Raw genomic sequence first — 14,451 nt, forward strand, 5'->3', positions numbered from 1 at the left:
GTTTGTGAAGGTTTTGGGTTTACTAAATCGTTTTGTTGTGTAAATTGATAACTGAAAATATTTGCCGAATGAAAACGATACTATCAAGAAGAAAGGCGCTGCAAGGATTAGGAGCGACGGGTGCTGCCCTGCTACTGGATCCATTTGCTGCCGCCGCAACCCATTTACCTGCTATGCTGATCAATCGTAAGATACCATCTACGGGTGAAAAACTCCCGGTTGTAGGACTGGGTTCCTGGCAACAATTCGATGTGGGGACTTCAAAGGAAGAGCGGAGTGAACTTCGCGACGTGCTTTCAAAAATGAATGAGTTGGGAGGAAAAGTGATCGACGCTTCTCCGATGTATGGTCGCGCCGAGCAGGTGATCGGCGATCTGACGAGCGAGCTCAAACTCAACGACCAGTTTTTCTTCGCCACCAAAGTCTGGACCAGCGGCCGGCAGGCAGGTATTGATCAAATGAATGATTCGCTAAAAAAAATGAAACGCTCCAAACTGGATCTCATGCAAATACATAATTTGCTTGATTGGGAAACGCATTTGAAAACGCTCAAAGACTGGAAGGCGCAGGGGAAAATCAGGTACATAGGGATCACGCATTACACGGATTCCGCGCATTCAAAACTGGAACAGATCGTGAAATCGAAGGCGGTGGATTTCGTGCAGTTTAACTATTCCATAAGGTCCAGAAATGCGGAAACGAGCCTGCTGAATGCAGCGAAAGACAATAACGTGGCCGTTTTGATCAACGAACCGTTTGAGCAAGGCGCTTTATTCAGGGCGGTGAAAGGCAAGCAATTGCCCGATTGGGCTTCGGAATACGATATTAGGACGTGGGCGCAATTCTTCCTGAAATATATAGTCAGTCACGAAGCGGTAACCTGCGTGATACCGGGTACATCCGATGTGAAGCATCTGGCAGATAACCTGGGCGCCGCCGCGGGCAAATTACCAGACAGTAATGCACGGAAAATGATGGTGAAATTCGTGGAAGCTCTATAATAATCCAACTGCTCATTTAGTGATTTTCGTGGTAATATAGCCAAGAAATGCAGTAGCTGCCTGCAAAGCCGGAGCCGCCAGCGCGTCGCTGAACAGCGTATCGGCTTCTGCTTCACCAAAGTATAATCCGTTGGAAGCCATTAAAGTGATTCGCGCGAATCCTGGTTTTGGAGGATTTAGTCTTCCGTATTCCCACGGTCCAAGTTGTGCGATCATTTTTTCACTTTCGTCAAATATCCTGTCTGTTAGCTCCTTAGAGTGGAGATTAACCGAATCCCAGAAAACGATTTTGCCGGTGTGGTTAATATATCTCGCTGTACCATCACGGTAGCAGGCCAGCGTGTCCTGACCTTTCTGCAAACCGACTTCAACTATTACAGCCAATATCTCCCGCCGTAATACAGGATGATGACCTTGAAGCAACTTGTTGTAAGCGAGCAGCTTGACGCGGGAATTGTCGTCCGAATTGTCGATAACTTCGTATAAATCCGGTGCCGTGGCAGCGGGGTCAAACAGCACCGACCAGGGATATGGGGTCAGATCTTCGAGTGTTTGGGCGTAAAAAGATAGCTCGTCGCAGAAAAGCATTTCGTAGATGAAAGTCAATTCCCGCTTACTTGCAGCGACAGATTTATTGAAAACCTCAGACATATCAGACCAGATTTGAAGTGTGTAAACTCAAACATCGCCTATTGTCCCGAGATATGTTAAAAAAATGATTTAATGGTAAGAATGAATTCGCCAACGTATTGGCCAAGAGGCGTCAGGGTAAAGCAAAAGCCACATACTGATTCCCTTTTTTAGTCCCGAGCTTCGTACCTCCGCAAGCGATCACAACGAATTGTTTTCCGTTGACCTCATAAGTAGAAGGCGTCGCAAAACCTGCCGCGGGCAGCGTTGTTTGCCAGAGCAGCCTGCCATTTTTCTTATCATAAACCCTAAACTTTCCGTCTTTGGTCGCGGCGATAAAAAGCAGTCCGCTCGCTGTGACCACCGGCCCTCCGTAATTTTCACTACCAGTCATAGGTGCGCCTTTTGCTTTGAGCGACTCGGTCTCTCCGAACGGAATTTTCCAGAGATATTTGCCCGTATTCAGATCAATGGCATTAAGGGTTCCCCACGGCGGTGCGATCGCAGGGAGGCCGTTTTTGTCTAGAAATTTGTTGTAACCGGTGCTTTGATAGGGCAGATAAATTTTGTCCGAAGCCGCTACCTCCGACGCTGCTTCCACTTTTTCATCACCGAATAGAAACGAAACCAAAGCCTGTTTTTCGTCTGCGGTCAGCATTGGAAACCCTGGCATCATTCCCTTACCCGAGCTTACTATCTGGCTCACAAATGCGCGGTCGCGTCTTGAACCAATATCAACGAGGGATGGATATCCGCTTTTCGCATTTCCTTGCCGCTGCGGCCCGTGGCAGGTGGTGCAGTAAGTAGTATAAACCTTTTCGCCAGGACTAAGACTGGACATTTCACTTGCTTTGGGCGTGTCTTTCATCGTCAGTATCCACGCCATTTCGTTGCTGTTCACATATAATATCCCTTCATTCGGATCAGCTGCGGCGCCGCCCCATTCAGCTCCGCCGTCGAAGCCAGGCATAATGATCGTACCTTCTTTGGAAGGCGGGGCGAAAAGGGCTTTTTTATACGTTTTAAACTTCATCTTCAAGGAATCGCGGTCGGGCGCGTACGGACTGATGTCATTTTCAGTCAGCGTGTAGGCTTGTCTCGCGAAGGAAGCAGGCTTCGTCGGTACCGGCTGGGTGGGCCATGGAAATTCTCCGGGAAGTGCTGTGACAGGGGCAGTTACTTCGCGAATCGGGTAGATAGGCTTTCCGGTAACACGATCGAAAATGAATACATAACCCTGCTTGCTGACCTGTGCGACCGCGTCAATTTTTTGTCCGTCCTTCGTAATGGTGATCAGGTTCGGCGGCGCTGGCAGATCGCGGTCCCACATATCATGGTGCATTGTCTGAAAGTGCCACAGCCGCTTGCCAGTTTTCGCATCAAGCGCGATCAGACAGTTTGCGAACAGATTTGCACCTTTTCTTTTTCCCCCATAAAAATCATAACCTGCCGAGCCGGTCGGGACATACAGGATACCACGTTCCCGATCAATGGCTGTACCTGCCCAGTTATTGGCCGCGCCAGTATAGGTATTTTTGTATGCATCGGGCGGGAAAGTTTCGTAGCCAAATTCGCCGGGATAAGGGATGGTATGAAATGTCCAGACCAGCTTTCCGGTGCGCACATTAAATGCCCGGAGGTCGCCCGGCGCTGCGTCTGAATCTTCCGACAAACGCAGGGGCATGATGATCAGATCCTGGTAAATCGTCCCTGGCGTGTTGGAAACCATGTATTTTTTCGCTGCGATCTCAGGCAAGCCGGTATGCAAGTCTATCTTTCCATTGTCGCCAAAACTGTCTATCGGCTTTCCGGTTTTAGCGTCGAGCGCATAAAGGAAAGAGCCCATTGCGTGCATGATCCGCTTGTCGTCGCCGTCGCTCCAATAGGTGAGACCGCGGCTTGTATTGGATCCGTTTTTAGATTTATCTCCAAAAATCCACTTCTGTTTTCCTGTAAATGCGTCGAGTGCAAAAGCCTGGACTGTGGAGGTGACGCCATACAAAGTACCGTCGACAATAATCGGATTCACCTGCGTCTGTCCCGAATCCGGCATTGAATATGTCCACGCAACTTTCAGGTTTTTGACATTTTCGGGATTGATCTGTGTCAGCGGGGAGTAGTGGTTCCTACCCGGGCCGCCGAGATATTCAGGCCATTCTTTGCTGTCAGTGTCTCCATTTCGAGACATATTAGTAGCTCCGAAAAGGATCGCTGAGGCGAGTACAGCACCCAAAAAACGCTTTAACATACAAGTGATTTTACAGGAGAATTTTTGATTAAAACAGAATAACGGGTAGCAGCTATTTGAATTTGACCTGATCCGTAAGTCCGGGCCAGTTATCACTTCGGAACGCGCTTGCCGGGAAGCCGGCAGTATTATACAAGTTCGCATCTTCGGGCGCGTCCGACCAGCCGTACCTTACCGTCACAGGAGCTGGCACTTTCGGGTGAGAAACCACCACTTTATTATCAACGATCTGCGCGATCGCGTAGTAGAAAACCTTATCAGCACCCGCCAGTTCAAAACCTTTCAGGTAGCCATATTTATCTTTAACTGTCAGACCAGTTTCCACGTTTTTGAATGTCACAATGGCTTTTCCATCAGTAAATTCAGCTTTTTCAAACAGTGGCGATGCGTAGGGGATATTTTGACCGTAGTCCAGTTTCAGCGCCGTGGCGGCGAGTCTGTTGGCTACGTCCTGTTTGTTGGTCGGGTGAATATCTTTCGGGTTACCGATATCGGTAGTCACTGCCATTCCTGTTTTTGGAAGTTGCAAAGTCATATTCTGGGCTTCGCGCAATTCGCTCCATCCGCTGCCCTGGTTGCTGTTATTTTCACTGCCAAAGCTGGAAAGCTGCACCCAATAGAATGAAAATTCATCATTCCATAGTCTGCGCCAGTCATTAATCAGCAGCGGGAAGGATTTACGGTATTGAAATGCCCGCGGCGCATTGGTTTCGCCCTGGTACCAGAGCGTACCGCGGATTGCGAACGGAATGAGCGGAACGATCATCGCATTGTAAATAGTAGTTCCCACATTATTCATCAAATGCGCGTATTCGTGCTTTTCTGCGAATGAGGGCATGAGGTACCAGTCTTTCGAAATGCTGATCTTATTACCGCCCTCTTCTACAAAAAGATCATTTGCAGAACCGAGGAAGCCAGGACCAAACCATGAATGGGCTACCATATTACCGAGCTTGATCACCAGCTGATTTTTTCCAGCTTTCCAGGTATTTTCCGGGATCGTGATTTTTCTGACACCCTTTAAAGCGCCTTCGTGAACCAGCTTTCCGTTAATGTAGATCTGATTCGGACTGTCATTCTCAGGGAGCGACAATACCGTTGATTTTGAAACAATATCAGCGGCCAGCTCCACTTCCTTCGCCATATAGCCAGCCCCACGAAAGCCCATCAAACCTTTCCAATCCCACTGTCCGATCGGATCGGCTACTTTTTGCCAGGTTCCAAAGTCTGCATTTCCGGAGACATATTTCTTTTCGTCCTCACCAGTTGGCGTCGCAGAAGCACTTTTGAATAGCTGCTGGCGCAATTTCTCATCCATTACCACATCCGCTTCTTCCCAGGTTTTCGGCATGGTTTGCGCATATTCTTTCAGCTCGTCGCTGGCCAGCATACCTTCTTTGCTTATCCATCCCTCGATCTGCGAGCCGCCCCAGGACGAATGCAGGATGCCGACTGGTATATTCAGTTTTTGGTTTAATTCTCTTGCAAAAAAGAACCCGATCGCCGTAAAATCGCCGACCGTCTCGCTCGAAGCGATCTCCCATTCTCCCGTTTTCAGATCTGATTCAGGCGTGAGTGAAACCTGCCGGTCGACGTGGAAGTGACGTATCTGAGGAAAATTGGCGTTGTTTCGTTCCTTTTCATAGTCTTTTGCGGCAGCTACTTCCCATTGCATATTAGACTGTCCGGAGCAAAGCCAGACTTCACCGACCAGGACATCATTAATCGTCACATTCCCCGATTTCGCAGTAGCCGCCAGTGTATGTGGCCCGCCAGCTTCCAGTGGCTTGAAACTGACCAGCCACTTCCCCGATTTATCTGCCTTTGCTTCCACCGACTGTCCTGCCAGGGTAACTTTCACCTTTTCGCCAGCCTTCGCCCAGCCCCAGACCGGAATCGGTTTTTGTCGCTGCAATACCACGTGATCAGAGAATAGCCGCGCGAGCTTAACCTGCGCAAAAGCCGAAGTTTGAATCAATACTAAAAGAACAAAAAACAGACGCTTCATAATTAAGGGACAAAGATGGAATGCTAATAAATGCGTTCAGGGCGCGGTTTCTACTTAATATGTTAATTTTACCCACTGCGAAATCACTTCCGCAGGATAAATCGGGCAACCGGAAAATATGATCTCAGTTATAATATGTTCAATAGATCCCGCGGAACTGGAAATGGTCAGCAAGAACATCGCCGCCACGATCGGCGTGCCGCATGAGATCATTGGAATTGACAACCGGGATTCAGGAAAGGGGATATGTGCGGTTTATAACGAAGGCACCCGCCTCGCGAAGTTTCCTGTGCTTTGCTTTATGCACGAGGATATGGAAATGAAAACGGCGAACTGGGGCTCCAAAGTGCTGGAATTGTTTGGTCAAAATGAGAAGCTGGGGTTGATAGGTATTGCAGGCGGCGGATACAAGTCGCTAGCGCCTTCGAGCTGGTATAACTACTATTTACAGGAAAATGGAGGCTTTTATTGCAACCTAATCCAGGGCTACAAGCACAGCGGGAAACCAGATATGCATGATTACCGCAATCCCAGAAGTGAGAGTTTCTCAAAAGTGGCCTGCGTGGACGGCTGCTGGTTTTGTACCAAAAAAGAGATTGCCTTAAAATACCCGTTTGACAGCAAGCTACTTACCAAATTTCACGGTTACGACCTCGATTTCTCAATTGCGATAAGCCGGGAATATGAAGCGATTGTGACTTTTAATATCCTGCTGAAACATTTTTCAGAAGGCAATTTCAATAAATCCTGGATGGACGAAATCCTGAAAGTACACCGGAAATGGAGCAAAGTACTGCCGGTTAATGTGGACGCCATTCCGGAGCAGCATTTGAAGAGAATAGAGCGCGATGCCCTCGAAGTGTTTTTGCAGCAGCGGGTAAATGCAGAAGATTATCCAAGATCTGAAATGCTGAAACTGATCTGGAGTACCCGGAGATCGCGGGTTGCAACCCTTTCTTTTCCTTTTAAATTAATGCGGAAATTCCTGAAAATGCAAAAGCAATAAGGAGCTTATCGGATTTTTTTCAGCTCTTTATAAAATTTCCTCAGCCGGTTGAGATAAGAAAAGTAGCTTCTTCCTTCCCATTTATATTCATAATAAAAACGCTCGCGACTTGTCAGTTCGAGGCGCTCTTTCACATTCTTAGTATTGAGCGTTCGGCTTTCCAGGTGTTCTACGATCGATGAAGTGACCAGCGCGTGTTTGAGTTTGTGCTTTTGCAGCGTATTACTGTAATCATTATCCGCATACCAGAATTTGAATGCAGGATCCAGCTTGCCAGTGATTTTAAGCATATCCCTTTTGAACAAAATACACCAGCCAACCAGCTCTTTCCGAACCTCATAACCATAATGATTGCCGCTATTTAATGCGATTCCCTGCTCGGGATGATGCACATTGCACGCCGGCGAAACGCTGTAAAGTTCCGGATCCTGCTTAAAAGCGGCCAGTATCTCGCTTGCCCAGCCGGGATAATAAATCAGGTCATTATTGCTGATACAAATGAATGGACTTTTGGTCATTCTGATACCAATATTCATATAGCGATGGTACCCAAACCGCTGCCACGGATATACGGTTTTTGTATTTGGATACTGAAAAGGTTTCAGCGTTTTGTTCGATTCCAGCACGACTATATTGAATTTGATCCGGCTGGGATCCTCGGATGCAACCAGACTTTCGACACTGTCGAGTGTTACTTTTTGAAGCGCCTCAGTATTTGCGTAGCTGAGGATAATCACATCTATTTCCGTAGGTAAGGCGGCAGGTACCTGGGTCATCTTTTTTTCTTTTTAAACAACTCCTTGCGCTTGAAATTAAGCGACTTAAAGTAATAGGATATAAAAGTTTTCCGATCAACGAGATTATACAGGATTTTCAGCTGGGGAAGGCTGCCCAGATCGGCGTGGTACATCATGTATTTGTATAGCTTTTGGGTGCTGGCTGCATTGCGCTGCAACAAAATTTCCTTCTCCTCGGCATTCAGCACCTGCGAATCCCGTAGCTGCGCTACGATCCTTTTCCGGAACTGAAGTTCTCCCGCCTGCATGATCTGGATATTCCTGCTGGTATTACGCTGGTGGATCCTGATGAGCGTTTTGGCCCGGTCGTCGTCAAGGAAAGTGTATCTGGCACCCATAATGGCGCATTGAAACCAGAATTCCCAATCCTCCGTATAGTTACTGAACTCAGGGAAACCCTTCACTTTTTTGACGACCGCCCGGCGCAGCATCGGACTGCTTACCACCGCGATATTGGAGTATATCAGTGTATTGATCGCATCATAACCTTTGGCGTCGATCTTGGGAAGCCAGTTATGATTGTTCATTTCATAATCTGGATACATAATTTCCGGCCGGTCGTGCTCAAAATACAGGTGGTCGGTGTACGAAATATCAGTTCCAGGGTGTGTTTCCAGATATTCAACCTGAACCGCAAGTTTATCTTTGCTGAGCAGATCGTCCGCATCGAGGAATTGGATATAGCTTCCTTTCGAATGCGCAAAGCCAAGGTTACGGGCGACTGATACTCCTTTATTTTTTTGGGTAAAAAAGTATATCCTGCTATCCTGAGCTACAAATTTCCGGACTACCTCCGCTGTATTGTCAGAGGAACCGTCGTCGACGATCAGTGCTTCCCAGTTCGTATAGGATTGCTCCTGGAGATTCCGGAGGGTTTCTTCAATGATAAATCCGTAATTATAGGAGGGAATAATGATGCTTACTAATGGATTCATAAGAACTTTTTGGCCCAGATTCCCCACATCTTGCGCAGGGTAAAGAAAAACTTGCTCAGCTCCGGCTTTTTTAACAGATATAACAAAAGGTCCCGGTCTTTCCAGATGATCATCGCATAGGAAATGCTCAGTAAAGATGCATTTCTTTTCCTGCAGGCCGCATAAAGTTCGGCGATAAGCTGGTTTGGTTTATCCCTGGTTTTGTTCAGGCAAAGGCGAAGCCACTCTTTTTCGCGTTCCAGCTCCTCCACCTTTTGTTCCCGCGACTTGGGTACTGCGTGCATTGCAAGAATGTCGGTATTGTTTTTCCGGTGCTGCCGGTATTGTACAAGTGGCTGTTCGAGGAAATCGATAGAACCGCTGTCTGCTGCTACAAATGCAAGCCACTGATCGTAATGGAAATTTTCCGGAAACGGAATTGCATTGGCTACCACCTCACTGCGCAGCATGATACTATGCCCCGATGCACAATTCAGGAAAATGAAAGGTTCGGGACGGTTGCCTCGGTAAAAATTGAATTTATCAGAGATCCTGATATTCATTTTCTCCCCGGTATGCGCGATAAATTCCGAGTCGTGATAAATGAGTTTGTGATCCTGAATAGCCGCAAGCTGTATTTTCAACTTGTCCGGATGCCAGAGATCGTCCTGATCACAAATAGCAATAAACTCAGCCCGGCAATGCGTCAGCGCTTTCTCGAAATTCTTGTTATAACCCAGGTTATGATCATTCCGGTAAAGCCTGAACCGCTTGTCAGCAGCCGCATATCGTTCCAGTACCGACCAGGTTTGGTCGGAAGAGCAATCGTCGACAACGACGATTTCCCAGTCTGAAATACTTTGATTAAGAATTGAATCGAGCTGTTCGGGCAAGAATTCCTGACCGTTGTAAGTGCACAACGCGATTGATATTTCTGGCATTTTGTTCATTAAGCCTCCGAAAATTGCTGCATGTCGACCAGCCGGCGATAAAGTCTTTCATTTGCAATGAGCTCAGGATGGTTACCCTGTTCCACAATGCGGCCGTCTTCCAGCACCACAATAATGTCTGCATTCTGGATTGTGCTGAGCCTGTGCGCGATGACGAGCGAAGTCCTGTTTTTCATCAGGTTGTTCAATGCATCCTGCACCAGTTTTTCCGACTCAGTATCCAGTGCAGACGTAGCCTCGTCGAGGAGCATAATAGGCGGATTTTTCAGCACGGCGCGGGCAATGCAGATCCGCTGTTTCTGTCCACCCGAAAGCTTCACGCCCCGGTCACCGATATTGCTATCGTAACCTTCCTCGGTTTGCATGATAAAATCGTGTGCATTGGCAATGCGGGCAGCGGCTTCCACTTCTTCAATGGTCGCATTCGGTACACCAAAAGCTATATTGTTGAAAATCGTATCATTGAATAATACAGATTCCTGATTCACCACGCCGATCTTCGACCAAAGCGATTCGAGTTTCAGGTTGCGGATATCCACCCCATCGATGGTCACATTTCCTTCGTGGGCTTCTATAAACCTTGGAATCAGGTCCATTAAGGTAGATTTCCCACCGCCCGACGGCCCTACCAATGCGACCGTTTTTCCCTTCGGTATGGTCAGGTTAATAGATTGCAAAACCGGTCGGCCGGGGTAGGAGAACGACAAGTTATTGAGCCTGATCGCGTCGTTGAAAGTGTTAATTTCAACTGCATCCGGGCTGTCTTTAATTGCGGGCCGCTCGTCTATCAATTCCAAAACGCGCTCACCTGCGGCAATACCGGCGTGGATCGTACTGAAAGAATCCGTAATAGCCTTGGCCGGACGCATTACCTGAGAGAAAATACCAATGTAGGCGACAAACTTCGAAACGGTCAGATCCGACTGATTATCAAGGATCAGCGAGCCTCCATACAGTACAATAATAGCGACCATCGTCACGCCCAGAAACTCAGAAACCGGGGCGCCCAGCTGCTGGCGTTTGGCCATTTTTTTGCCAAGATCCGAGTACCGCACATTCTCCTGGTGAAATTTATCCTTAATGTCATTCGTCGCATTAAAAGCCTTGATAATCTTGATCCCCGACAAAGCTTCGTCCAGGTAACTGATCATTAACCCGAACATCTGCTGCGCCTGTGTAGCCTGCTCTTTCAGTCTTTTTACAATTTTAGAGATCAGAAACGCGGAGATCGGGATTACCAGGATCGCAAAAAGCGTCAGCTTCACCGACGTGGCGAAGAGCATGAAAATATAGGCGATCAGCTGTAAAGGTTCTTTGAATACAACCTGCAAGGTACCGGTCACTGAAAACTGCACAACCTGCACGTCAGAAGCGATTTTTGAAATAATATCCCCTTTACGCTGGTTACTGAAATAGCCCACGTGCAGGTTCATTACATTATTAAAAACCGTTTTTCTGAGGTTAAGCAAAGTGTGGATCCGGAGATTTTCCATGACCCGCTGAGAGAAATATTTGAATACATTCGAGAGCAACACCGATACGACAATAATACCGCACACGATTTGAAGCGCTCCGTGCGGCCCGTAAATGATGTTGGCCTGCTGTGCGTAATAATTCAGAAGTTCCGGTACGTCAAATGCACTTTCCGGCTTGGGTATCAGCGTAGTACCTTCTTTGCTATTGTTGAAAAGAGTACTTAAAAGCGGAGCGAGCAGTGCCAGGTTAAGGGTATTGAAAACAACGCCAAGCACTGTGAAAAGGACATATGGAAATGCAAATCGTGAGATTGGCTGGGCAAAAGATAATAATCGAAAGTAAGTCTTCATTTGTTAAAATGGCATTCACGCTAGCTATGCCTGAAAGTAAAATGGCCGGAAATCATGACAATTTCCGGTCCAGGATGCAAATTAATGTTATTAGATGAAAATAGCGCTACGATTACAATTTAACAACCTGCTTGTATTTAAGCATGATCTGGATATTCTCGATAATATCGTTGATACCGAGGTTGGACTTGTAAGTTCTCATCTGGCGTTTGAATGCAGTTTTTCGCTGTTTCAACTCATTCATATTGCGAAGGAAATCCAGGTAAGCTTCTGCCTTGTAAAATTGAAGCGTAAGAATGCTCGGCAGCACATCGCTTAAAATAACCTGCAAGTGGTAGAGGTTAAGATCCGACCCGTGAAGGTGCAGGTGGTGTATATAATATCTGTTTCGGAAATAAATTCTTTTAACAGAATAGTTATCCTTATGTCCCTTTGTCGTGGCCGATACCTCGTGCCGGCACACTGCGTTGTGCTCGTAATAGCACTTCCAGCCCAGGCGCCACGCGCGGATCGACATTTCCTGGTCTTCACCGTAATATGGATTGAACATTTCGTTGAACCCGTTGATCGCTTTCAGCTTGCGCGTATCCATCAATGCGATCGCGCCCGACAGATAGAAAGTGGGGGTCAGCGTATCGGCGTCTTGCAGGTAAAAGAAATTACTTGGCTTGATCTTCCTGCCCAGGATCTTCGGCGAGCGGGCCGCATCGAGAATATTGTCATCCTCCATTCCTATTATCCGCCCCATCACACCAAACGTATCTTCCAGCTCGAAATATTTGTATAACTTCTCGAAATACCCTTCTTCCAGCGTCACGTCGGTGTTGAGCAAAAAGATCAGGTCGTTGTTGGCCTTTCTGATCCCGAGGTTACAGGTATTGGCAAATCCGGAGTTTTTTTCCTTGCGGATGATAGTGATTTCGCTACCATAGTGACTTTCGAGGTATGATACCGAATCATCTGTGGAAGCATCGTCAACAACGATGATCTGTACATCTGGCCCCAATCCCTTCAATATTTTGTAATTGCTCTCAAAATACTTTTCGAACAGATGTTTCCCGTTATAATTCGGAATAACTACGGAAATGCTTCTCATTAATCTTTCAGTTTTTGTGTAGGGTAAATTGTGTTTCCGATAGCTATATCATTAATGGTTATAGATTTAATCAGGAAAGCGGGGTGTTTCTCAAACGCACCCTGTCTTATTTCATTGCCTTTGGTAATAATCACTGCCTTTGTTAAATAATTGAACCATTAGAAAAAACGATACGGCCGCTTACGAAAAGCATATACGCCGCATTGTTCGGCTCGCTTTCCAGGACTGAAAAATTCAGATAGAGTTTTTTAAATAGCCCGGAAAACTAAACTTGTTAAGAGAGAAGGAAGGAGGTAGGTAAAGGATGCAGACGCTGCTGAGCTTTCAGAAAATTGATTTGCGGTATTATTCAAACACATAACTTCATTTTTTTTGTTTTGATCTCTATTAAGAGAAAAGTCGGGTGTTTGGAGCAGGCAAGATCTGAAATATCGATCGTTATTCATACTGTTAAAATTGAAACAAAATTTTCATGGCTAATATTCTGACTTGTATATGCTAGGATACAAGCCGGCGAAAAATGGTTGGAAAACAGGAGCTGAATTTGTCACAATTATGACGCTGATAATCTTCGGCTAGTGTGAAACGCTTCATTATCAGGCGGTAAAAACTTACATTTTGGGCAAATCTTTTTCTAGAATGTGTGAAAAAAAATACTCAACAATCTGCCGGTGCCGGAAGGAGAATTTTTAATCAGATAATCCTCCAACTTTTTCACGATTGCGTTTGTTTACCGAAATAACCAGCATATTTCTGGAAAGCTGCACCTTCATCTGAATGCCAAACCACCTGAAAAATGGTCAATCCTGAATTGAGTTACCAAGCGAGTGAGATTCCTTCTTTTACCACATATAATGCGGCGCGTTCTGTCGCAGATCTGGTGGCCCAGCATTTTGAAAGCCACCACCAGGCTGTAAGCCGCTACTACGAACACGACCTGGCGCCGAAGCCCGACGCCCGTACGATTGAGTCTATCATTGATACTACATTCTGGGCAAGCCTGCGGAAAGAGGAGGGAAGGTCGCCCAAAGTTTCTATTGCATTCCTGCCTCCCGAAGACGCGGAGCACCCACTCATATTTGCTGAAAAATTACCGCTGACTGCCAATACACTCACCAAGCTGGCCCCGGCTGTGGAACGTTCCGGGATACATTTGGGCGTTTGGCCCACGTCGGAAGGTTTGTGTATCTGGGGAACAACCAGGGTAATTCCGGGTTTGTGTTTTGTGCTCGAAGTGATCGAGCCGGGCATGCTGGTGATCAAACACAGGCGTGTCGACGGTTTCGGGAAATTCGTCAATGTGGCTGTATTGAAAGGCGACCAGATAAAGGTTGTGAACGAGGAAAGCGTGAAAGAAAGGGACTGTCCGTCGGTGATCAACTCGATGATCGGTTTTAAATCGCCGAAACTTTGGAACAACTCGCCCAATCTCCTCGTGCAGCTAGCTGTTTCCATGCGCAGCCACGAACGCGGCGGTATTCTTCTCGTGGTACCGACTGGCCTGGAAAAGTGGCGAAAATCGATCATTCACCCGATTACTTATCAGGTTGAGCCTGCGTTTTCAGAGCTCGCGCACCTTTATAGAGGATATCTCGACGAACCCAATCCGCTCACCTGGCAGACGCAATTTGCCGCGGCGGTGAACAATCTCGCCGGATTAACAGCGGTCGACGGTGCTACTATCATTAATGATCAGTATGAACTCCTGGCATTCGGAGCCAAGATCGGCCGGTCTGCGGACGGAGTTCCGGTAGAAGAAATTATTATGACAGAGCCGGTTATTGGTAATATGGGCATGGTGGTACATCCTGTCCAAACCGGTGGCACAAGACATTTATCCGCAGCGCAATTCGTTTATGATCAGCGAGATGCGATCGCGCTGGTTGCGTCGCAGGACGGACGTTTTACGATCTTTTCGTGGTCCCCGTGCGAGAAAAAAGTACAGGCGCATCGCGTCGATGCATTGCTGCTTTAA

Annotated in this window: 11 protein-coding genes; 3 read left to right on the plus strand and 8 right to left on the minus strand. The window is 47.0% G+C overall.

The window, feature by feature from the left end; translation table 11 throughout:
- The first annotated feature begins 68 nt into the window (after window positions 1–68).
- On the plus strand, window positions 69–1,001 hold the full coding sequence (locus LZG94_RS07960; RefSeq protein WP_233791388.1) for an aldo/keto reductase: 933 nt from the start codon (window positions 69–71) through the stop codon (window positions 999–1,001).
- Between the two features lie 12 nt (window positions 1,002–1,013).
- Here the strand turns inward: LZG94_RS07960 and LZG94_RS07965 are convergent, their stop codons facing one another.
- The 3 genes from LZG94_RS07965 to LZG94_RS07975 form a co-directional block, all read right to left on the minus strand.
- On the minus strand, window positions 1,014–1,652 hold the full coding sequence (locus tag LZG94_RS07965) for a hypothetical protein (RefSeq protein ID WP_233791389.1): 639 nt from the start codon (window positions 1,650–1,652) through the stop codon (window positions 1,014–1,016).
- Window positions 1,653–1,764: 112 nt separating this feature from the next.
- Complete coding sequence (locus LZG94_RS07970; protein ID WP_409013243.1) at window positions 1,765–3,879, minus strand: PQQ-binding-like beta-propeller repeat protein; 2,115 nt, start codon at window positions 3,877–3,879, stop codon at window positions 1,765–1,767.
- A 52-nt stretch (window positions 3,880–3,931) separates the two neighbouring features.
- Window positions 3,932–5,887, minus strand: coding sequence for a sialate O-acetylesterase (locus tag LZG94_RS07975; RefSeq protein WP_233791390.1), 1,956 nt, complete (start codon window positions 5,885–5,887; stop codon window positions 3,932–3,934).
- A 118-nt stretch (window positions 5,888–6,005) separates the two neighbouring features.
- On the opposite strand from LZG94_RS07975, the gene LZG94_RS07980 reads away from it, so the two are divergent.
- Window positions 6,006–6,893 (plus strand): glycosyltransferase, encoded by an 888-nt coding sequence (locus LZG94_RS07980; protein WP_233791391.1) that lies wholly within the window; start codon window positions 6,006–6,008, stop codon window positions 6,891–6,893.
- A 5-nt stretch (window positions 6,894–6,898) separates the two neighbouring features.
- Here the strand turns inward: LZG94_RS07980 and LZG94_RS07985 are convergent, their stop codons facing one another.
- The 5 genes from LZG94_RS07985 to LZG94_RS08005 all read right to left on the minus strand — a co-directional run bounded on the left by LZG94_RS07985 (window position 6,899) and on the right by LZG94_RS08005 (window position 12,476).
- The gene (locus LZG94_RS07985) at window positions 6,899–7,669 is read right to left on the minus strand and encodes a glycosyltransferase family 2 protein (RefSeq protein ID WP_233791392.1); all 771 of its coding nucleotides are present in this window, start codon (window positions 7,667–7,669) and stop codon (window positions 6,899–6,901) included.
- Window positions 7,666–8,625 carry a glycosyltransferase family 2 protein gene (locus LZG94_RS07990; RefSeq protein ID WP_233791393.1) on the minus strand — a complete coding sequence of 320 codons (960 nt, stop codon included), beginning with the start codon at window positions 8,623–8,625 and terminating at the stop codon, window positions 7,666–7,668. The genes LZG94_RS07985 and LZG94_RS07990 overlap by 4 nt, the downstream gene beginning before the upstream one ends.
- Entirely contained in the window at window positions 8,622–9,545 is a 924-nt protein-coding gene (locus LZG94_RS07995) for a glycosyltransferase family 2 protein (protein WP_229254578.1), read from the minus strand. The genes LZG94_RS07990 and LZG94_RS07995 overlap by 4 nt, the downstream gene beginning before the upstream one ends.
- 8 nt (window positions 9,546–9,553) lie before the next feature.
- Entirely contained in the window at window positions 9,554–11,380 is a 1,827-nt protein-coding gene (locus LZG94_RS08000) for an ABC transporter ATP-binding protein (protein WP_233791394.1), read from the minus strand.
- A 112-nt stretch (window positions 11,381–11,492) separates the two neighbouring features.
- A complete protein-coding gene (locus LZG94_RS08005) occupies window positions 11,493–12,476 on the minus strand; it encodes a glycosyltransferase family 2 protein (RefSeq protein WP_233791395.1) in 984 nt (327 codons plus the stop codon).
- A gap of 796 nt (window positions 12,477–13,272) precedes the next feature.
- Here LZG94_RS08005 and LZG94_RS08010 point away from each other — a divergent pair.
- Window positions 13,273–14,451, plus strand: coding sequence for a putative sensor domain DACNV-containing protein (locus LZG94_RS08010; RefSeq protein WP_233791396.1), 1,179 nt, complete (start codon window positions 13,273–13,275; stop codon window positions 14,449–14,451).

The organism is Dyadobacter sp. CY343 (assembly GCF_021390335.1).
Classification (GTDB): Bacteria; Bacteroidota; Bacteroidia; order Cytophagales; family Spirosomataceae; genus Dyadobacter.

What these genes read in the sequence shown, in the direction of transcription:
- LZG94_RS08005 (WP_233791395.1), bottom strand. Translation starts at nt 12,476, where the DNA reads ATGAGAAGCATTTCCGTAGTTATTCCGAATTATAACGGGAAACATCTG.
- LZG94_RS08000 (WP_233791394.1), bottom strand. Translation starts at nt 11,380, where the DNA reads ATGAAGACTTACTTTCGATTATTATCTTTTGCCCAGCCAATCTCACGA.
- LZG94_RS07965 (WP_233791389.1), bottom strand. Translation starts at nt 1,652, where the DNA reads ATGTCTGAGGTTTTCAATAAATCTGTCGCTGCAAGTAAGCGGGAATTG.
- LZG94_RS07985 (WP_233791392.1), bottom strand. Translation starts at nt 7,669, where the DNA reads ATGACCCAGGTACCTGCCGCCTTACCTACGGAAATAGATGTGATTATC.
- LZG94_RS07975 (WP_233791390.1), bottom strand. Translation starts at nt 5,887, where the DNA reads ATGAAGCGTCTGTTTTTTGTTCTTTTAGTATTGATTCAAACTTCGGCT.
- LZG94_RS07960 (WP_233791388.1), top strand. Translation starts at nt 69, where the DNA reads ATGAAAACGATACTATCAAGAAGAAAGGCGCTGCAAGGATTAGGAGCG.
- LZG94_RS07980 (WP_233791391.1), top strand. Translation starts at nt 6,006, where the DNA reads ATGATCTCAGTTATAATATGTTCAATAGATCCCGCGGAACTGGAAATG.
- LZG94_RS07995 (WP_229254578.1), bottom strand. Translation starts at nt 9,545, where the DNA reads ATGCCAGAAATATCAATCGCGTTGTGCACTTACAACGGTCAGGAATTC.
- LZG94_RS08010 (WP_233791396.1), top strand. Translation starts at nt 13,273, where the DNA reads ATGGTCAATCCTGAATTGAGTTACCAAGCGAGTGAGATTCCTTCTTTT.
- LZG94_RS07990 (WP_233791393.1), bottom strand. Translation starts at nt 8,625, where the DNA reads ATGAATCCATTAGTAAGCATCATTATTCCCTCCTATAATTACGGATTT.
- LZG94_RS07970 (WP_409013243.1), bottom strand. Translation starts at nt 3,879, where the DNA reads ATGTTAAAGCGTTTTTTGGGTGCTGTACTCGCCTCAGCGATCCTTTTC.